The sequence below is a fragment of the Microcoleus sp. AS-A8 genome, assembly GCA_039962225.1.
In the GTDB taxonomy this organism is placed as follows: Bacteria; Cyanobacteriota; Cyanobacteriia; order Cyanobacteriales; family Coleofasciculaceae; genus Allocoleopsis.
In genome coordinates, this window is the sequence record JAMPKV010000009.1 from 1 (window position 1) to 20845 (window position 20845).

General features: G+C 47.7%; 17 protein-coding genes. 8 read left to right on the plus strand and 9 right to left on the minus strand.

The annotated features are described in order from the left end of the window. Positions 1–1636: M3 family metallopeptidase (locus NDI48_15555; GenBank protein ID MEP0832589.1), on the plus strand; the 1636-nt coding region annotated here is incomplete at its 5' end. Between the two features lie 119 nt (positions 1637–1755). Here NDI48_15555 and NDI48_15560 read toward each other — a convergent pair. From NDI48_15560 to NDI48_15590, 7 genes are all read right to left on the minus strand, one after another. Then, the gene (locus tag NDI48_15560) at positions 1756–2646 is read right to left on the minus strand and encodes a hypothetical protein (protein MEP0832590.1); all 891 of its coding nucleotides are present in this window, start codon (positions 2644–2646) and stop codon (positions 1756–1758) included. Between the two features lie 83 nt (positions 2647–2729). Further along, complete coding sequence (locus NDI48_15565) at positions 2730–3944, minus strand: transposase (protein ID MEP0832591.1); 1215 nt, start codon at positions 3942–3944, stop codon at positions 2730–2732. 141 nt (positions 3945–4085) lie between these two features. Next, positions 4086–5291, minus strand: a complete 1206-nt coding sequence (locus NDI48_15570) for an LL-diaminopimelate aminotransferase (GenBank protein MEP0832592.1) — start codon at positions 5289–5291, stop codon at positions 4086–4088. Between the two features lie 182 nt (positions 5292–5473). Continuing rightward, positions 5474–5809 (minus strand): thioredoxin domain-containing protein, encoded by a 336-nt coding sequence (locus NDI48_15575; GenBank protein ID MEP0832593.1) that lies wholly within the window; start codon positions 5807–5809, stop codon positions 5474–5476. A gap of 377 nt (positions 5810–6186) precedes the next feature. After that, positions 6187–6957 (minus strand): PspA/IM30 family protein, encoded by a 771-nt coding sequence (locus NDI48_15580; GenBank protein MEP0832594.1) that lies wholly within the window; start codon positions 6955–6957, stop codon positions 6187–6189. 427 nt (positions 6958–7384) lie between these two features. Then, positions 7385–8146: a PspA/IM30 family protein gene (locus NDI48_15585; protein MEP0832595.1), complete on the minus strand. Its 762-nt coding sequence runs from the start codon at positions 8144–8146 to the stop codon at positions 7385–7387. 95 nt (positions 8147–8241) lie between these two features. Further along, positions 8242–9687 carry a hypothetical protein gene (locus tag NDI48_15590; protein MEP0832596.1) on the minus strand — a complete coding sequence of 482 codons (1446 nt, stop codon included), beginning with the start codon at positions 9685–9687 and terminating at the stop codon, positions 8242–8244. Positions 9688–10654: 967 nt separating this feature from the next. On the opposite strand from NDI48_15590, the gene NDI48_15595 reads away from it, so the two are divergent. Beyond that, the gene (locus tag NDI48_15595) at positions 10655–10972 is read left to right on the plus strand and encodes a hypothetical protein (GenBank protein ID MEP0832597.1); all 318 of its coding nucleotides are present in this window, start codon (positions 10655–10657) and stop codon (positions 10970–10972) included. Positions 10973–11277: 305 nt separating this feature from the next. Here the strand turns inward: NDI48_15595 and menB are convergent, their stop codons facing one another. After that, positions 11278–12111, minus strand: a complete 834-nt coding sequence (menB, locus tag NDI48_15600) for a 1,4-dihydroxy-2-naphthoyl-CoA synthase (GenBank protein MEP0832598.1) — start codon at positions 12109–12111, stop codon at positions 11278–11280. Between the two features lie 51 nt (positions 12112–12162). On the opposite strand from menB, the gene NDI48_15605 reads away from it, so the two are divergent. Further along, positions 12163–12363, plus strand: coding sequence for a hypothetical protein (locus NDI48_15605; GenBank protein MEP0832599.1), 201 nt, complete (start codon positions 12163–12165; stop codon positions 12361–12363). Positions 12364–12575: 212 nt separating this feature from the next. Continuing rightward, complete coding sequence (locus NDI48_15610) at positions 12576–13541, plus strand: glycosyltransferase (protein ID MEP0832600.1); 966 nt, start codon at positions 12576–12578, stop codon at positions 13539–13541. Here the strand turns inward: NDI48_15610 and NDI48_15615 are convergent. Further along, the gene (locus NDI48_15615) at positions 13538–15205 is read right to left on the minus strand and encodes an ATP-binding protein (GenBank protein ID MEP0832601.1); all 1668 of its coding nucleotides are present in this window, start codon (positions 15203–15205) and stop codon (positions 13538–13540) included. The genes NDI48_15610 and NDI48_15615 overlap by 4 nt on opposite strands. Before the next feature lie 219 nt (positions 15206–15424). Here NDI48_15615 and rpsB point away from each other — a divergent pair, with 219 nt between their 5' ends. The 4 genes from rpsB (at position 15425) to recG (ending at position 20740) form a co-directional block, all read left to right on the plus strand. Beyond that, positions 15425–16228, plus strand: a complete 804-nt coding sequence (gene rpsB, locus NDI48_15620) for a 30S ribosomal protein S2 (protein MEP0832602.1) — start codon at positions 15425–15427, stop codon at positions 16226–16228. 39 nt (positions 16229–16267) lie between these two features. Then, positions 16268–16927, plus strand: a complete 660-nt coding sequence (tsf, locus tag NDI48_15625) for a translation elongation factor Ts (protein MEP0832603.1) — start codon at positions 16268–16270, stop codon at positions 16925–16927. 308 nt (positions 16928–17235) lie between these two features. Next, entirely contained in the window at positions 17236–18138 is a 903-nt protein-coding gene (locus NDI48_15630) for a hypothetical protein (GenBank protein ID MEP0832604.1), read from the plus strand. Between the two features lie 106 nt (positions 18139–18244). Beyond that, the gene (recG, locus tag NDI48_15635; protein ID MEP0832605.1) at positions 18245–20740 is read left to right on the plus strand and encodes an ATP-dependent DNA helicase RecG; all 2496 of its coding nucleotides are present in this window, start codon (positions 18245–18247) and stop codon (positions 20738–20740) included. Positions 20741–20845: the final 105 nt, after the last annotated feature.

A 20845-nucleotide genomic window follows, 5' to 3' on the forward strand; every position in this document is an offset into this window, starting at 1 on the left:
TGTGACCAAGACTTTTTTTGGAGAGCGATCGCGTCAAAGACTACTCCTCGATTGTCCTTTTAGAACTCCATATCTTGCTTGTTCGGGTATATCTGCCAAAGTGGGATGCTCCCAGCAATTTTTCAACGACACGAAACTAACTCTCACCCGCATTTATAACCAGTTGCTGTTCTTAAATCTGGAATTGCAAGATTTAGACAGTACCCAATTTGACGAATTACAAGCATCACCAGCTCTACAAGAGTACAGCCACTACCTCAATCGCATCGCCCAGTTTAGCCCCCATAGGCTCCCGGAAGAAGCAGAGCGAACCCGAAACCGGGATATGCTCACAGGACGGCTGGCATTTCTTCATCTGTACTCGGTTCATCGGGGTGAGCAGGACTATGAACCCGTAGCAACGCCCGATGGCAAAAAGGTTGAGACTCAAGCCGAACTGGAGGCTCTGCTGTTTCACTCAGAGCATGACGTGCGTTATGACGCCTACGGCTCATTGCGCCAGGAGATGGAGCAACAGAATAGATTGTATGGCTTTATTCTGAATGCGATTTGCCAAGACCACCACATTGAGAGCCAGATGCGGGGGTATCCTTCCACATTCCATAAGCAGTTATTGGCGGCGGATATGCCGGAGTCGGTATTCCGCGCCATTATGGATAGCACAGGCGATCGCATCGACTTATTCCAACGCTATTACCAGTTGAAGGGGAAAGCGATCGGGCAAAAAATCCGTACTTGCGATCTTGATGCTCCTTGGACAGCGGATGATCCATTGCTGAAGGTGGACTATAAAACGGGTGTGCAAACGCTGCTCAATGCTTTGAAGCCGTTTGATGTCTTTTATGCGAACAGGGCATCAGACTTTTTCTCCAAGAGGTGGGTTGATGCCAAAGTGCGTCCTGGCAAGGCTAGCGGAGTCTTCAGTTTTCCGACTTTTGCCAAGCACACTTACTTGTCGCTCTCTTACACAGAAGATTATCATGCGCTGTTTACCTTGGCTCACCAAGTTGGGCAGGGATTACATTTCGCTAAAACATGCGATCGCCAAACGTATTTCAACAGTCAATCGTCCCTATTGTTGGCCGAAGTTGCCTCAATTTTCAATAAACTGCTGTTGTTCGACTACCTGCTTAAAGAAGCTGCTGATGATCAGCACCGCCAGCAAGCCGTGCTGACGCGGCTGCTGGACGATCAACTCAATCTAATCTTTTATCAAACTACCATTAGCGGTTTGGAACTCGCACTCCATGAACGGGCGGCTCAAGGTAGTTTTGATCACTCCTTTGTTAACGAGCAGTGGCTGGAATTTTATCGCCAACTCTGTGGTGAGGCTGTAGAAGTTTTGCCAGGAAATCAATATGACTGGGCAGGAATGAGTCATATTTTCACTCAGCCGTTCTCTAGTTACCAGTATGCAGCAGCCAGCATTGTCAGTTTGGCTTGTTACCAGCAATACCAAGTAGCTGGAAAAGACTTTATCCCTAGCTATTTTGATTTCCTCGCTGTCGGGGGTAGTATGAATCCAGTGCAGGCTTTACGCCAGACCGTTGGAGTCGATTTGGAAGACCCAGCAACTTTTAATGGCGCTCTCTATTACGTTGAAGGGTTGATTGAGCAGCTACAGGCCATGCTTTGAGAATCAGCTAATTTTGCTTAGTTAAGCGATTTTCTAGTGAACTTCAATTGATTGCAACACAGTCGTTTGTAGGGCACGATATGATCGTGCCCCTTCCGTTTCACGATATTAATTTCGGATTAGACAGAAACAGCAACTGGATATAGAGTTGGATCGCCAGCAGCAGAGACTAGGTCGGTATAGCCCGCCATAGGAGCGGAAACGGGAACTGTCGTAGCATCTAAACTGAAAGAACCAGAGGCTACTTCTATCTGATTAATGTTGAAAAGCTGAGCCCAGGCCAGGAAGGAATCCACGTTAGAGGGCAGGTCTATTTCCAATAGATTAGTGACGTTGACGAACTCACTTAATACTAAATCTACGCTGAAATCTCCTTCTGCTGTGATTGTAGATGGCCCGACCAAGCTTCCCTCTACCACGGTAGGATCGAACCCATCAATAACAAAAGTATTTTGCTCACCCAGATAGTTAAAGTTCAAGCCAGTGGTTCCTGCCTCCGAAGTGAGGGTGCCACTTCCTGTCAACTCCAAGTCAAATAAATTATCGACAACTTCTATGGCTGAATTGGCATCTGTAATGTCTAAAGCATCTAAAATTTCCAGAACTGAATTGGGAACAGTAATACCGAAATCACTTAATAAATCCAGAACTGGAGTATCAGGACTAATGCCGAAGACCTGACTAATTAAAGGAAAATCTATTGTAATATCACCATCAGAAATATCACCCGTCGGCAATTCGGCTAGGTCACTGGGAACAGAAAAATTTCCTTGAAAATCTCGATTAACGCTTACCTCAAGTGGTAATTCTACGGTGAATTCATTTTCAACTATCCCAACTATCAATGGGTTAAAGTTAACCGTTGTAGAAATCATCCCGGCATAATCGAGCGCTGTAAAATTAGCTAAATTAGCTAGGGTTGGAACTTGAGCAACGGGTGAACAAAGAATACAAGCTGTTTCTTCGTCGTCAATTGTTGTATCTTTTGGATCTATCCACTGTTCTGTCATCGTCGCTACCCCTGTTTTTGTGTAAGTTTTGAGTGCCTCAGCAGCTAGGCCGAAAGAAACACAATTAGTTGACACTCCTCGCCCTAGAAGGACGAGGATTCTTTCTTCACGGGGAGCGCAACCGCTTTACCCTCAGAAAGCATCTTCACCGTGTGTCCCACGGCTGCAAGCCCTCTCACGAGAACTACTTGAGCGGCTGCAACATCTCTATCGGTTGTGTAGCCGCAATATTGGCACGAATGGACTCTTTCGGATAACTCCTTCTTACCTGTTTCAACAAAGCAGTTAGGGCATATCTGACTCGTCTTTTTGCTATCCACTTTGAGAAAAAATACACCTCGCTTACGGCAACATTGCTCTAATATCTGGAAAAACTGACCCCAACCCGCATCTAGACAATGCTTTCCTAAGAAGCCGCGAACTAGACCTTTAAGGTTCAAGTCTTCCACAAATATCATCCCTGCCCAGTCGCAGAGATTGTGAGCCAAAAGCCAGTAATAGTTTTTCCTTGTGTTAGCAATTCGTCCGTGTAATTGACTTACTTGGCGTTGTGCCTTCCTACGGTTGTTTGACCCCTTGACCTTTCTCGAACACTTACGTTGCAGCAATTTAAGCTTGCGTTCGAGCTTCTTGAAAGGTCGTGGATTGGGAAACAATTTACCGTTAGAGACCGCAGCCAAGTGACTAATTCCGACATCAACCCCAATCGCTTCGCCATGCGGCATGACATCTGGGATGTTTACATCCCACTGCAATGACAACATGGCATACCAGCCGCTAGCGCGTCTCACGATTCGCACCTGTTTTAGGGTTGCGCCATCCCTGATGGGACGCGACTGACGGAACTTAACCCAACCAATTTTGGGTAACTTGACCGCACTGTTTTGAATGGGGTTAACTCCCATCTGGGGGAACACAAACGAGCGCATCGTCCCCACTTTCTTAAAGCGGGGAAAACCGTGTCCTTGTTCCCACATACTGACAAACGCTTGCTCAAGACGCTTTAACGTTTGCTGTAAAACGTGAACTTGCAGGGCATTAAGCGCAGGTATTTTAGCCCTAGCTTCGGTTAATCCTTTGCACTGACTAGCGTAAGTGGGTCTTTTAGTGCCCACGGGAATAATGTATTCGGACTGGAGAGAGCAAGCATTCACCTGACAGCTACGAGACTTAAACCAGTCCTTGCGTTCAGCTAACGCATAGTTATACACACGCCTGCACTGCTCTAACCACTCCTCAAAAAGGGCAACTTGCGCTGACGTAGGTTTAAGTTTGTACTCGTAAGTGAGGGTAAACACTTGTTGCATCACCTCCTTCTTGACTTTATTTTATCCGGTTTGACCTATCGATAGCTCGATTTATCAAGGTACTTTCAAAGAAAAGCCGTCCTAGAAGGACAGCGGAGCGAAGGGGAGCAGCTTGAATCCCATTAGTTTCGGTCATGAATCTTGCGATCGCAAAAATCCAGCCATTCGTTCCACCGCCATTTCCAGAATGGCTGGCTCATGCACCAACGCAAACCGGACATATCCTTCGCCAGCTTTGCCGAAACCCGCTCCCGGTGAAGCGGCAACGCCTGTTTTTTCCACGAGTTGAGTACAGAATTTTACCGAATCATTCGTCCAAGGCTCTGGCAACTTAGCCCAAATATACATTGTTGCGTTTGGGGTCGGAACCTGCCAACCGATTTGGTGCAAGGCTTTGACGAACGCATCCCGTCGTTGTCGAAAAATTTCTACCGATTGCTGGACGCTATCTTGAGGCCCTCGTAAAGCTGCGATCGCACCATTCAAAATCCCTCGATATTGGTTGAAATCAACGGCGGCTTTCACCTGCCGCAACGCTCGAATCAACTGAGCATTGCCAATCGCATAACCGATGCGAAAGCCGCCCATATTATAAGACTTGGAAAACGTAAAAAACTCGATCGAAACTTCCTTATCTGGGTCGGCTTGCAAAATTGAAGGAGCAAGGGATTGTGGATTGGGTGTTTCCCCGGTGTCTTCTGCGAACACTAAATCTGCATAGGGGAAGTCGTGAACTAAGACTAACTCATGTTCACGGCAAAACGCGACGGCCTCCCGGAAAAACGACAAGGGCGCGATCGCCGTCGTAGGATTATGAGGATAGCTCAACACCATCATCCGGGATTGAGCGAGTACAGGTGTGGGAATGTCTTCAAATACGGGTAAAAAGTTATTTTCTGCCAGTATGGGCATGGTATAGATCTGACCGCTAGCCAGATAAACACCACCCGCATGAGAGGGATAGCCTGGGTCTAACAACAGGGCAAAATCTCCTGGGTTCAGGACGGCTAGCGGTAAATGAGCGGTACCTTCTTGAGAACCAATCAGGGGAAGCACCTCAGTTTCTGGATTAACTGAGATGCCAAATCGTTGGGTGTACCAGTCAGCGGCTGCCTGACGAAAGGCTTGAGTGCCATGAAACAGCAAGTAGCCGTGAGTACTGTTGTCTGACAAAGACTCTTGAATCGCCCCTAGGACGTGTTCTGATGCCGGGAGGTCAGAAGACCCTAAGGAGAGGTCAATAATGTTCTGTCCAGAGGCTTTGGCTTTGGCTTTCGCCTGATCCATATCAGCAAACACATTGGCTTGCAGGGGTTGTAAACGCTTGGCAAACTGCATCTTTTTTGTTGCTTGTTGTTTTTTGAAGGATTCCCAACAACCCACAACCAACACCGCATCAATAGTGCAGCGTGGCAGAAATAACTATCCAGTTGAAAAAGGTTAAAAAGCTTACTGTACAAACTTTCTTGCCTTCTGCCTTCTGCCTCCTGCCCTCTTGAAAAAAGGGGGTTGAGTTTTTGCTAAGAAGCGGGGGATAAATGAGTGTCTATCAGGCTGACTAATTTCTGCTTGCTAATTGCACCTTCATGGGATTGAGCAATCTCACCGTTCTTAAATACAAGGAGTGCGGGAACACCTTCGACGTGGTACCTTTTCACTGTGTCAGGATTTGGATCGACTTCCATCTTGAACACCTTTAAGCGATCGCTATAAGTATCAGCCACCCAATCCACGGATGGCGCTACCAAGCGACAAGGGCCACACCAAGACGCCCACAAGTAGACCAGTACAGGTTGCTCGGCTTTTAAAACTTCGGTTTCAAACTCAGAATCTGTAATTGAAATAGCGTTACTCACAAAACCCTCCATCAATACAACTGTTTCTATTTCGCTCACTGAGCAGATTATCTTGTGGAAAAATTAACCAGGATTGGCAAGCGAGCAAGTTTGCCTGTAGCTTTACATTTAATACAGTAAATCAGTCCCAGCCTTTGGCGGTAGGAGCCTTTATTATCTCCAATTAGCTATATACCTATCAATTTTTTGGGGCTATCTAGCTGTGCGACTGTATTCAGTGATGTTCCTGCTTCACGCAGCCGCCAATCTGCTCAACAATAATTAAGACCTGGATAGACTCTCTGCATCCACTCCACCTTTAGAGTCAGTGGGATTAAGGTTGAGTCGCCTATCAAGGTCTTGGTTCGCAGAGGGTATGGTCAAAAGCTTGCCGACACTTATAAATTGTCGATTTGCTTTCGCAGGGCTTCCAATTCAGCATCAACGGCTGCATTAGACGAGGGAGAGGCTTTTTCCTGAGAGGCTGGTAGCGCTTGCTGTGATACAGAACCCCCAGTCAACTGTGCTTTCATCTGCGCCAACTCATCATCAACGTCGCTGCCGCCTTCGAGCAGGGCAAATTGAGCTTCTAAGTTATTACCTGCCAGTTCATTGCCAGCCTGAGAACGAGCCTCCAGCTCCAAAACTTTGTCTTCCATGCGCTCAAAAGCAGCCATTGCCGAGCCGGTACCCAAGCGACCAATTGTACCTTGCAACTGCTCGTTGGCTTTAGCCGCGGCTGCACGAGACTTGAGCATATCCTTCTTGGTCTTAGCTTCGGAGATCTTACTTTCCAAAGCAATCAGGTTCTTTTTGAGGCTGTCTACTTGAGTAGTCTGCTGATCCAGCATGGTTTTCTGAGTAGCTGCCGCTTCGGCAACAGCCTTCTTGCGCAGAAGTGCCTCCCGCGCTAGGGTCTCATCCCCTTTGCTGAGCGCGAGTTGGGCACGGTTCTGCCAGTTGTTGGCTTCGGATTGGTTTTTGTTGTATTGTTGCTCCGTGCGTTTTTGAGTGGCAATAGCCCTAGCCACTGCTTGGCGCAGTTGGATCAGGTCTTCTTGCATATCAATAATGGCTTGCTCCAGAATCTTTTCTGGATCTTCAGCCTTGCTCACCATATCGTTCAGATTTGCTCTGACGACTCTGCTAAGGCGGTCAAATAATCCCATGACGCTGTCTATCCTCTTGGAACGTATAAAGTAGTTTTAACGCAGACTCTACGCTATCAGCCGACTGCTGATGCGTTGCGGTTTGAGCAATTAAGGCTATCCCATCTCTAGTCATCAAGCACAACTTTGAAGTCACTCAAAACACATAGGCTCAAGCCATGGAGACAAGACGCTTTAATCCAGTGTAAAAACTTCCAGCCCAAAAGCGCTAGATCATAGCCCGGTTCTCCAATTGTCAAGGATGAGAAGATGCATGACTCACCTCCTTGGCTCAGGTGGTGGGGGAGTGGGGCAGTAAGTGGGAGAGTAAAAAAAAATTAATCATGATTCTGTCAGCGGAAGCGAGAACAAAGAGTGGGATAAATTCTCGACTCAAATCCCGAAATTAAACAACCAACCTTTCTCCCTATCTCCCCCTCCTCTTCACTCAAGAACCTTCTATTTCAGAGCGTAGTTTTTTCAGCTCGGCTTCAATTTCTGGATTTTGGGCAGATGATGTCTGAGCAGACGGTAATTTGGCCGATTCGGTGCCAGTCATCAAGTTGGCTTTCATCGCCGCCAACTCGCTATTCACCTCATTGCCCCCTTCTAGAGAGGCAAATCTCTTTTCCAAATCGCTGCTTCCCAATTCGGCTATGGCTTCGGACTGGGCTTCGAGCTGCATGACTTTTTCTTCCATTCGCTCAAAGGCACTGAGCGCCGTGCCCGTCCCCATATTGCCCAGCATCTCGTTAATTTTCTGGGACGCCTGAGCGGAGCGGGCTCTAGCGATATACAAGTCTTTTTTCGTTTTCGCTTCTGAGATTTTACTCTCTAGCGCCCGCATATTTTCTTTGAGCTTGCTGACCACAGTACTTTGCTGTGTCAGCTGGGTTCGCATGGCTTTAGCCGTCTCCTGATAGGATTTCCGCCGGGTTAGAGCTTCCCGTGCCAGGTTGTCATCCCCGTTTGACAGAGCCAATTGGGCGCGGTTATACCACTCTTGGGCAGTGGTTTCAGCCTGAGCGGCTTGTCGCTCGGTACGTTTTTGGGTAGCGATCGCCTGCGCTACAGCTTGTCGTAGCTGAATCAAATCCTGCTGCATCTCCTCAACAGCTTGTTCGAGCACTTTTTCTGGGTCTTCGGCTTGCCCGATCAGGTTGTTGAGGTTGGCGCGAATTACGCGCAGGATGCGATCAATCAATCCCATAGCAGCTCTCCATTCACATCACGGGTCGGGGGATTTTTAACATCATGGTACCTCACCGTCAAGACCCGATTTGAGATTTTAGAATTAGACCTGCCCTAAGGATGATAAATCGAGGCATTAATGCCCTGTTTCTTGAGTGTCTCCACTAATGTTTTCGCCTGAGACTCCAGCTTGAACGCTCCCATATAGATCCTTTTACCTTCTGGAACGCTTTGCACATAAGCATCAGGTACAATGGTCTTGGCTTGCGCCAGATCCCGATTGCTACTGTAGTTCATCAACACATAATAGAAATTGCCCTTAGCAGATGCAGGACTGGCGGCTTGTTGTGTTGCCGCAGAGGATGCTTTTGAGTTCGGCTTGGTAACGGGTGTGGTCGGTGCCAGTAACGGTCTGGAATTCACAGAAGATAGATTGGATGGGTTCGCTCTGGGTGCGACCGTGGGTAGCGGGGGTAAGGGAGCTATAGGAGCCACCGTAGACGGAATCGTTTCTGGCTGTCCTGGAGAGGGCAGGAGTGCCGAAGATATATCTGAAGAGCTTCCAGGCAGGGCTGAGTTAGGAATCACAGGCGGAGCTTGTTGTGTCGCCCCAGAGTCAGTCCCTTGAGGTTGCGAGGGGACTACAGACTGAGTCTGTGTCGGGCTAGGTTCCAAGTGGCTTAAGGTATCTAAACCCACTTCGGGAAATTCCTCAGCGGCAAGATTGGGTCCTTTGATGGTTGGTGAATTCTCGGAGGGAGTCGTTTTCGCGGGAATCGGTTGCGTTGTTTTTTGAGCCGTGGTCGTCGTCTTTGAGCCAAACCATCGGTTAGGATTTAGCGCACTGAGTGTGGATGGATTCTTGAATATATACGCCAGAGTCGCGCCAGAAAGCAGCAATAGTAATAGAGAGCCGACACCGAGTGGAGTTAGAACTCTATCGATCAAACGCTTGCGGGAGCGAGGAGGAACCTCTTCTTGATCCAAACTCCGCAGCAATTTTTCTGAGGATTCCAGATAATCTTCTGGTTGTGATTGGGCTGCCGCTAACGGCACCAAATCCCCATTCTCCTGTGCTGGCTTTTCCGAAGGAGCTAGTTGATCCGTCACATCTTCGGCTTCATCCCAAGCATCTGTGTTAGTTCCCGAAGCCGCCACTAACGGCTCTCCCGACTCCCTTACCGTTGAGAATGAAGACTCTCGCTGGCCCATTTGCTCCATGGGTTCGTGACTTGTCTCCTGAGGCGATGTCGCCGCCTGCGATGGGTTCACCATCACTAAGGGAAATGAAATCTGGGGAGCTGTACTCATCCCCAAGGCGGGTCGTTGAGTTTTCTTGGCTCCTTGATCGACCGCAATTAATTCGAGCGGTTTACGAATCTGGTGACGACCGAGACCACTGGGTTGCATGACGGGTCGTCCTGCGCGCTGGCGTCGGTAGCGAGCTAACTCTTCTTCTAACTGCACATCTATGCTACCCAGAGCCGCCTGCAAAACTGGATGGATTGACGGGTTGGATGAGGAGGGAGTTGTGGATTCAATTGTAGTGTTTTGGCTCATGAGGAAAGCTTGGGAGTGAGTATTGGAATAGAAGGGCCTGTATAGAGCTTTCGATGTATGACTCTCGCTGTCAGTTTATTACAAGCTTTTGAGTTTGGCAGAGGTAGAGCAAGAGCAGATTTTGCATCTGTTGTTTATCGAGAACGAGGATTCTGCTCTTAGGTGTTCCCCTTTTGAGGATGGCTCCTAAACAGTCCATGGGGTTGGGATAAACAGATTATCAGCGTAAATCTCTCGATCATATAATAGGTGCGCCTCAAAATCAGCCACAATGGCAAGGGCGAGAGCGGCTTCAAGGCTTAGCCATTATGGGCTTGAAAGAGTGGAAGCCCCCAGGTTATACCATTTTGGATTTGGGATGCAATGATTTTGGATTCTGAAAGCCTTGTCTGTCAGTGGTTTCAGAAATTCAGATTTAGCCAGTTTCAACGCCAATGTTTTCGCATTAGATACATCCTCCTGTCATCTGCATTCAGGGGTATTCTCGATAATTTCATGGCTCGACCAGCATGAAGTACTAAGTACCTATTTCAGCTTGGCTGCTAAGCTCTACGCGGCTTGATCACTTCCCACAATCAGCAACGAGGGATAAGAATTGGTTACCGTCATCCCTCTTAAGTATTACTAATTCCTTTAAGGGTTGTTACCTGAGCCGACGGTTTAGGCGATTATTCCTGCTCTAAATTTTATATCAAGGTTTATTACTATCTTTGGTTTGGCTTGATCCCTGTATGGTTTTAAGGGAATTCCGTACATTTTCTCAGAAAAAATCGGTTTCTGTTAAAGTTCTTAACTATATATATTTCTATATATAACAAGATACTAAAGAAAATCTAAAACTCTCAGTTCCCTGAAGAATTGCTCTAACCTAGACTGGCTCACAGCTTGCCAGCCTTAATATACCTGAATGGGGGATCGGAAAATTAAAGGGCAAGAAGCAATAAAATTCCTTATCAAAAAAAATCCAATGACGACTTTAAATTTTGCCACATCTGCTTGTCGCTGCTGCCGCTATTACCAACCAGAGGGACGGCGTGGAGGGATGTGTCAGCAACTTAGCGTACCCGTCAGAGGAAGCTGGAAAGCTTGTTCTTTAGCTACCGCGCCTTTTGAACCAGCTTGGAGGAGAATGGAAGCGATTTGGGGGAATGACCTGTTAGGGATCAAAGAAAGCTTGACGGTTAATTGTTCGTTGACAGTCTCAGCTCAGAACCTCTCCGAAGAAAGCGCTCTCTCGTCAGATGAAGCACTGAAAGCTAAACCAGTACTTGTAGAAATTGCTTAATTCTTTTTCAGCATTACCTCGATAAGCAGTCTGGCAAGAGTTAATTCCGGTCATTATAAATAAGACATTTGAGAAAATTCATGTAAAAAATCTAAAAAAAGATTTGCGAGTTGGATCGGTAGAACTTTTGCACCAGTCTTTCCCGCTTAAAGGCTAAAAATGTCCTCTCACCTTGCCAGTAAAACTCAAACGTTTGAGTCACTTGGAATAAACAGGTAGAGTAGTGAACTACCTACACTGCCTGAGGACAGGTCAGTGTAGGCTTCTGAAATGCCTAAAGCAGGAGGATATGACGTAGGGAGTGGTTACGGTAACCAGGGGTATTGACGGAAATTGGGCGATCGCTTTTCCAGGAACGCTTGTTTCCCTTCTGCCCCTTCCTCCGTCATGTAATAGAGTAAGGTGGCATTTCCGGCAAGTTCCTGGAGACCCGCTTGACCGTCACAGTCAGCGTTAAAGGCCGCTTTTAAGCAACGGATGGCGATCGGACTATGGGCTAAAATTTCATTCGCCCACTGCAGACCCTCCGCTTCTAGCTGATCGACTGACACAACACAGTTAACTAGACCCATTTCCAGTGCCTGAGAGGCTGTGTACTGGCGACAGAGGAACCAAATTTCTCTGGCTTTTTTTTGTCCAACGACTCTGGCGAGATAGCTAGCGCCAAACCCTCCATCGAAACTTCCGACTTTTGGGCCAGTTTGACCAAAAATCGCATTATCAGCCGCAATACTTAGGTCACAAATCAGGTGTAAAACGTGACCCCCCCCGATCGCATATCCTGCAACTAAGGCAATCACCACCTTGGGCATGGAGCGAATCAGGCGTTGTAAATCGAGTACATTTAAGCGGGGAACGCCTTCATCGTCCACATACCCCGCCTTCCCCCGCACGCTTTGGTCACCGCCAGAACAAAAAGCGTATTTCCCATCTGTATGAGGCCCAGCACCCGTCAACAGGACAACGCCAATAGAGGGATCTTCACGAGCATCACAGAAAGCATCATAGAGTTCAAAGACGGTTTTGGGGCGAAAGGCGTTGCGTTTGTGAGGGCGATTAATCGTGATTTTGGCAATACCGTCGGTTTTGTGATAAAGGATATCTTCGTAGGTTTTGGCGGTTTGCCAGTCAATTTGCATAAACTTTAGGTACTTCCACACAGAAGTGATGACTAGGACTCAATTGAATCTATGACACAACCAGAGTCAATTCCACCCTTGACAAAGCGAGAGTATTTGGCGTCTTTGGCCTTACAAGGACTCTTAAACAATCAATACACGGTTAAGCTGCTACTCAAAGAGAGTCGTGGCAACTACGAACTCATGCCTGGATTATTAGCCGAAAGCGCTGTGAGAATTGCGGATTCGTTGATTGAACGATTGGAGGGCTAACCTCTAGATCACCTAGCCTAGAGGACTCAGGTAAATCAGCTTGCGGGTGTGACACCCTTGCCTCAGTCCACCCCTGTCAACTTTCTGACCCAGACACCTGATAGGCTGTAGGAATGAACCAGATTCTGCGGTAAGAGTAAAGCTTAATCCCAGAATCAGAGGACAAAGTCGGATATTTCCGGGTTTGTATCAGTTTTATGGAGCAGGCTTCCTTGTTTTTCAGCGTCGTCATTCCCACCTATAATCGCAAACCTATTCTGGAAAAATGCCTGAGAGCGATAGAAAATCAGCAACTCAGGGATGGTAGTGTTGTTGCCGGCTACGAAGTTGTCTTAGTGGATGATGGCTCAACCGATGGCACCTTGGAGTGGTTAGAGTCCCACAAGAGCGAGTTTCCCCATGTGCGATCGCACGCTCAAGACCACATGGGGCCAGCCGCCGCCCGAAATTTGGGGGTAGAGCAGGCTAAGGGTGACACCATTATCTTTATAGATAGCGATCTAGTTGTCACGGAACAGTTCCTTCAGGCTCATGCCGATGCGTTGGTGCAGGGACAGCAGCAACTAGGGAGCGTTAGCGAAGCGGCTCCAGAGGAGGCTCGCTGCTTCACCTATGGCTGGGTGATTAATACCTGTAATTTCGACAATCCCACATCGGAACCCTACAAAATCACAGATTTTTCAGCCGCCTATTTTGCCACCGGGAATGTGGCGATCGCACGTAAATGGCTCGAAAAAGCCGGACTCTTTGACACCCGCTTCCAACTCTATGGTTGGGAAGACTTAGAACTGGGTGTCAGACTCAAACAACTCGATTTAAAACTGATTAAATGTCCCGAAGCTGTAGGCTACCACTGGCATCCCCCTTTTGCTTTAGACCAAATTCCCCGCATGATTGACCGAGAAATTCAGCGGGGACGTATGGGTGTTTTGTTTTATGAAAAGCACCCCACTTGGGAAGTACGGATGATGATTCAGATGACTTGGTTACATCGCCTACTTTGGGGTATCCTCTCCCTGAGGGGCAGGCTGAATGAACGAACAATGGCTCCTTTTTTACAATGGCTGATTAATCAAGGTAAGCCCCAATTAGCCTTAGAAATTGCCCGAATTTTTCTCAATTGGTATAACGTTCAAGGTGTTTATGCGGCTTATGCTGAAACTCAGATCAACCATTAATCCGTAATGGGTATCTCAATCCTAAACTCTGTTCCTTGCCCTGGTTGTGACACGCATTGTAGGGAACCTTCATGTTGCTCGACTACAATTTTATGGCTGATTGATAGCCCTAACCCTGTGCCATCTCCCACGGCTTTTGTGGTAAAAAATGGATCGAATATGCGTCTTTTTATGGCATCAGAAATACCTGAACCATTATCAGTAATGCTAATCTTGACTCGCTCTCTTGTGAGTTGATTGCTCGATGGAGTTATCTCACCGATAGGGTGAACGACTTTGGTGCAAATAGTGATACAAGGAGTTATTCCTTGTTTACTTTCTATCGTTGACTCCTGACTACTCTCAAAAGCATCAATCGCGTTGCTCAAGAGGTTCATAAAAACTTGGTTTAGCTGTCCGGCGAAGCAATTCACTAACGGAATGTCGCCATACTTTCTAACCACGTTAATGGCGGGTCGAGTTGCTGTAGCTTTCAGTCGATGCTGCAAGATTAACAATGTGCTGTCGATTCCTTCGTGGATATTGACAGGCTTCTTTTCCGCTTCATCCAACCGGGAAAAGTTCCGTAATGACAAAACAATTTGATGGATACGCTCTGTCCCCAACTTCATAGAGGATAAGATTTTAGGTAAATCTTCAGCGATAAAATCTACATCTCTGGCTTCTAATTGCTGTTGGATCTCAGAAACTGGACTGGGGTAATGGTGTTGGTAAAGAAATAGGAGTTCTAGTAAGTCTTCAATATAATCAGTAATGTAAGGAAGGTTGCCATGAATAAAGTTGACGGGATTGTTGATTTCATGCGCGACACCAGCCACCAGTTGTCCCAAGCTAGACATCTTTTCGGTTTGAATGAGTTGGGCTTGAGTGTGTCGCAACTCTTCTAGGGTTTGGTGTAGTTGCTGATTACGGCGACGCAGTACCTCCTCCACTTTTTTACGCTTGAGCATCGTGCGTTCTAACTTCGAGAGATGAATCCGGAGTTCTAGCTGCGACATGACTTGGCGACTCAACGCCCATAAGGCTTCTTTCTGCTCTAGGTTGAGAGTGCGGGGAATTCGATCAATCACGCACAGAGTACCGAGAGCAAAGCCATCGGGTGTCACCAAAGGGGCACCCGCATAAAATCGAATCTTGGGGTCAGTTGTAACTAGAGGGTTAGTGGCAAACCGCTCATCTTCTAATGCATTGGGCACCAGCAGCAATTGCTCCGGTTGCCCAATGGCATGAGCACAGAATGCTACTTCTCTGGGGGTTTCCGTTGCCTCCGTGCCAATTTTTGACTTAAACCACTGCCGATGAGCATCAATTAAGCTGACTAAGGCAATGGGAGTGCCACAAATATGCGCGGCTAAGGCTGTTAGATCATCAAATTCAACTTCTGGGAATGTATCAAGCACGTTATAGCGTTCGAGTGCCTTGAGCCTAGCTACTTCGTTATCCGGCTTGGGTGTGGCTTTGGCTGACTGCGCCTCTCGATGGCTAGGGGGTGTTTGAGAAATCGAGGATGTAGTTTGGTCTAGTGTAAGTTCCTGAGTTGTCGGCTGTGGCGACCACCTGGGTGGCCTGAAAGAGCCACCCCCTTTTTGTCGAGAACCCATGTTCAAGGCTGACATCCACTGCCGGAGAAGCCTCACTGCTTTTTTGAGAATCTTTTTAAGCATGAATTAAAAACGAGGCGTTTCATTAATGTACTGAGTTTAAAAAAAATTCGTGAAGGCTATACCAATCAAAAAACGTACATCAAAAATTGGCTAATTATGCTACCCTAGAAAAGTTGTTTAATTCTGCACATTCAGGGTTTCGGGTGTTTCTAGAAGTATCAACAACTTGGAAATCCGCCTGGATGGAAGGTAAACCCGAATCAGGAGTTCAAAAAAATAATGCCAGTTATCTCTTTAGCGGAAATGCTAGAGTCAGGGGTTCACTTTGGTCATCAGACCAGACGGTGGAATCCCAAGATGGAGCCGTTTATCTACACCTCGCGGAATGGTGTCCACATTATTGACTTGGTGCAGACCGCCCAGTTAATGGAAGAAGCCTATAGCTACATGCGGACGGCTTCGGAGCAAGGGAAGAAGTTTCTGTTTGTAGGCACAAAGCGCCAAGCGGCAGGGATTATTGCCCAAGAAGCGTCTCGTTGTGGAGCTTATTATGTCAACCAACGTTGGTTGGGCGGAATGCTCACCAACTGGGAGACCATTAAGACGCGGGTCGAGCGCTTAAAGGAATTAGAACGGCGCGATGAAAGTGGCGCACTCGACTTGCTACCCAAGAAAGAAGCCTCCGTTCTGCGTCGGGAACTCGGCAAGCTTCAGAAATACTTGGGTGGCATCAAACTGATGCGGAAAGTCCCCGATGTGGTGGTTATCGTAGACCAACGGCGCGAGTACAACGCTATTTTGGAATGCGAAAAGCTCGGATTAACCCTGGTGTCAATGCTGGATACCAACTGTGACCCTGATGTCGTCGATATTCCGATTCCGGCTAATGATGATGCCATCCGTTCCATTAAGCTAATAGTGGGTAAATTGGCGGACGCCATCTATGAAGGGCGTCACGGTCAGCTCGAAGCCGAAGAAGAGTACGAAGACTACGAAGGCGCAATGGACGATGTTGACGAGGAAGATGTTGACGAAGTCGACTCCTATGCAGCAGAGGATGACGAGGGTAGCGAAGAATCATAAGTGTGTAATTTAGGTTCATAGAGTAGGGACAAAAGCAAGATGGCGGAAATTTCGGCAAAACTCGTCAAGGAGCTGCGCGACAAAACCGGCGCTGGCATGATGGATTGCAAAAAAGCGCTCAAAGAGACTGAGGGAGACATCGCCAAGGCCGCTGAATGGCTGCGGCAAAAAGGCATTACCTCAGCCGAGAAAAAAGCGGGTCGCGTAGCCGCTGAAGGACTTGTGGGTAGCTATATCCACACCGGTGGCCGAGTCGGCGTATTGGTTGAAGTGAACTGCGAGACGGATTTTGTGGCTCGCCGCGAGGAATTCCAAGAGTTAGTGCGAAACATCGCGATGCAAGTTGCAGCTTGCCCGAACGTTGAGTACGTGAAGGTCGAGGACATCCCCGCAGAAATGGCACAAAGAGAAAAGGATATTGAGATGGGTCGGGATGACCTAGCGGGCAAGCCTGATAACATCAAAGAAAAGATTGTTGTAGGTCGGATTGAAAAACGCCTGAAAGAGCTGTCTTTGATGGATCAACCCTACATCCGCGACCAAAGTATCTCAGTGGAAGAGTTGGTGAAGCAAACCATTTCTCTGTTGGGTGAAAATATCCAAGTCCGTCGCTTTACGCGCTACGTGCTCGGTGAAGGCATTGAGAAGGAAGAATCCAACTTTGCTGAGGAAGTTGCCGCACAGATGGGCGGTAAGTAAATAGGGGAGGACAGGGGTAAAGCGCTAAAAACTGTCGAGTTCATAGATGTATCTTTATCCCTTGTCCTTTGGGGCTACATCCATAAGACGGGCAAGCTAGTGATTAAGCCCCACTTTGTAGACGTTGCAAACTTTCAGAACGGTTTGGCATGGGTTGTGAGAAAGTAGCTAATTGGCTGAGCGTGTGAGCAGCCTCTTAAACTTCCCCACTAATTCGCGTTACTCCCAGACAGCTCAATCAAACTCAAACTGACCTATCCCTCTTGATCAGCCGTTATCCTGGAGTAGGGAAGTAATAGCTATGCAGTATGGCGAGAGCAATTGAGAGAATTGAGCAAGATTTAGCGGCCTTGGAGGAAGCGACTGCCCTTTTACGGGCAGAACTACATAAGACTTATTCCCAATACCTACAGTTACTCGGACAAGCTGTGCGGCGTCAGCTGATTTTGGCAAGCTATCAAGTTTGTACTCATGGGTATCCGGAAGCGTTTTTGAGTTTGTCTTTCAATCAGCGGCAAAAATTGCAGCAATCCATCCAACAAATGGGAAAGAAGGCTCAAGAACAGTTGCTCTCACACTTAGAAGCGTCGAAAAAAGTAACCAAGGCAGAAGTGACGGACAGCAATGAGCCAGTACCTCAGCCAGAACTCACGAATAGCGAACCACCACAGGATGTTACTCCAGAACCCTTATCTATCGTTGAGCAGGTACCAGGCAACTTAGAAGCGCCAGAGACTATCAACATAACCAACCCAGAACTAACGAAACCCGAACAACTAGCGCAGTGGCAGGAGGAGTTGGAGGAAGCTATAGGACAAACCTTGGAAACTCTCTCTTTGAACACCAACCGTTTATTGCAACAAACGGGTATCATCCCCAGGAAATTACCAGCCGCTGTCTTAGAAGCAGCCACCAAAGCCGATAGTTCTACGGAGTCAGTAACAGTTGGCTCCCCCAATCTCTTAAACTTGTTGATGGAAACCGAAAGTGAGGATGATTCAGAAGACTCAACCTTAACCCGTATCATTGCCATTAACCTGCGTTTGTCAGAAATTGAGTTCGCTGACCCCGCCTTAAATGCTGGACGCAATCAAATTCGGAACCTTTCAGCCAAGAGAAATACGCTCCACCGAGAGTATCACAAAAAACAGCGAGAACGGTCTGTTGCTCAAGCCGAGGCTGCATGGCGAGCAAGCTGGTTTGAGGATTAAGGGCGGAAGGTTGAAAGTTGAGGGTTGAAAGTTGAAGGTTGAAAGTTAAAGATAATAACCTGCAACCTGCAACCGGCACACCGTCAATTTGAAAGAGGGGGAAATTGTGGCAATAGAATCACCCGATTGGCTGCGACTGCAAAAGGCTCTTACCATAGAAGCGGACAAAGGTTTTAGTGACTTGGTGGGTAACCAATATCGCTTCAGTGAATTTCTTTGCCTCTGTTTTGGCAAAACGCCTGACAACCTCATGCCAACGGAGAGACGCCAGTGGCAAGAAACCGCTGCCAAGTTTGCCCTTTATCCCCAGATGACGCTGCAACAACGGCAACATCTGGTCGCCGATACCCGCCGATTTCTGTATCAACTCCAGCAAGATACTCAGCGCCTAAACGCTGAGAGTGCAGCCGCTACATCACCATCACAATCCCCTAACCTTAAAATCCCTCGCACGACTCCCTTAGTTCAACCTCAAACTGAAGTAACGGCAATTCCGACCCTGAATCTTGACCAATCCCTCTCTGAGGTAGAAGAAATTGGTACTAGAAGAAGTGGGTATTTAGCACGTCTGGGCTTAATAACACTACGAGATCTCCTCTACTACTACCCTCGTGACCACATTGATTATGCGCGTCAGGTGAATATCTGTAACCTGGAAGCTGGCGAAACTGTGACGATTGTAGGAACCGTCAAGCGCTGTAACTGCTTCACCAGCCCTAAAAATAAGAAATTAACGATTTTCGAGCTGTTACTCCAAGATGGAACGGGTCAGATTAAACTCAATCGTTTTTTTGCGGGTACTCGTTACAGTCATCGCGGTTGGCAGGAACAACACAAGTATCGTTATCCTCCTGGGGCGGTAGTGGCAGCATCGGGTTTAGTTAAGAAGAATAAGTATGGTTTGACCTTAGAAGACCCAGAACTGGAAGTTTTAGACCACACAGACGGTACCATAGACTCTCTGACAATTGGTCGAGTCGTGCCGGTGTATCCGCTCGTGGAGAGTGTACCTGCGGATATTGTGAGACTGGCTGTGCTTGCAGTGCTTCCCTATGCTTCCCAACTGAAAGAGCCGCTTCCATCTGCCTTGCGGAAGCAGTACGGGTTGATAGGGGTGAGTGATGCGATCGCAAATATCCATTTTCCCGCCGATAGTGATATCTTGGCGGCAGCCCGACGCCGATTAGTCTTTGATGAGTTTTTCTATTTACAATTAGGGTTTCTCCAACGCCGTCAGGCTCTAAAGCGACAAGAAACCAGTGCAGCCCTCGCTCCCACGGGTCAACTCATTGACCGATTCCATCAACTCCTCCCCTTTGAGCTCACCCATGCTCAAAAACGGGTGATTAACGACATCCTCAACGACTTGCAATCCTCTACCCCGATGAATCGCTTAGTGCAAGGGGATGTGGGTTCAGGGAAAACCGTCGTGGCTGTCCTCGCTATCCTGGCAGCGATTCAATCCGGCTACCAAGCTGCGTTGATGGCTCCGACAGAAGTTTTAGCCGAACAGCATTATCGTAAACTCGTCGGCTGGTTCAACCTGCTGCATTTGCCAGTCGAATTGTTGACTGGTTCCACGACGACCAAAAAGCGCCGCCAAATTCATGCTCAGCTTGAAACCGGTGAATTACCCCTGTTGGTGGGGACTCATGCTCTGATTCAAGACACCGTGAACTTCCAACAATTGGGTTTAGTCGTGATTGATGAGCAGCATCGCTTTGGCGTGCAGCAACGGGCGCGTTTACAGCAAAAAGGCCAGTCTCCTCATGTTCTAACGATGACAGCAACGCCCATTCCCCGCACTCTCGCACTAACCTTACACGGCGATTTGGACGTGAGTCAGATTGATGAATTGCCGCCCGGACGTCAGCAGATTCACACCACCGTACTATCAGGGAAGGAACGCAACCATGCTTATGAGCTGATTCGTCGGGAGATTGTGCAAGGGCGTCAAGCGTATATTGTCTTGCCCCTGATTGAAGAATCAGAAAAATTGGATTTGCGATCAGCGGTTGAAGAGCATCAACGACTGTCTGAAAGTATTTTCCCAGAATGTCAGGTTGGTTTGCTCCATGGTCGCATGAGTTCAGCCCAAAAGGATGAGGCGCTGAATGCATTCCGGGACAACCAAACTCAAATCATCGTTTCGACTACCGTCATTGAAGTGGGTGTGGATGTCCCCAACGCTACAGTGATGATGATAGAAAATGCCGAGCGTTTTGGATTATCTCAGTTGCACCAGTTGCGAGGTCGTGTCGGTCGGGGTTCTCACCAATCTTACTGCTTACTGATGAGCGGTTCCAAAACGGATACAGCCCGTCAACGTTTGGGTGTGTTGGAACAATCCCAGGATGGCTTTTTTATCTCTGAAATGGATATGCGCTTCCGGGGGCCGGGGGAAGTATTGGGTAAGCGACAATCAGGGTTAGCGGATTTTGCGTTAGCCAGTTTGGTGGAAGACCAAGACGTTTTAAATTTGGCACGGGATGCAGCGGAGAAAATCATTATCCAGGATGACACCTTGGAGAGTTGGCCTTTGATGAAACAGGAGTTGGAATATCGTTACTCTAAGCTCATGGGTGGCGCTATTTTGACTTAAAGGCGATCAGCTTATTCAAAGAACTTGTCTCCACTTTCTTTGTGGAGTTCTTGGAGGTATTTTTCCCGCAGGTTATTGCTTATCTGGAACCCGGTTCTATAGCAA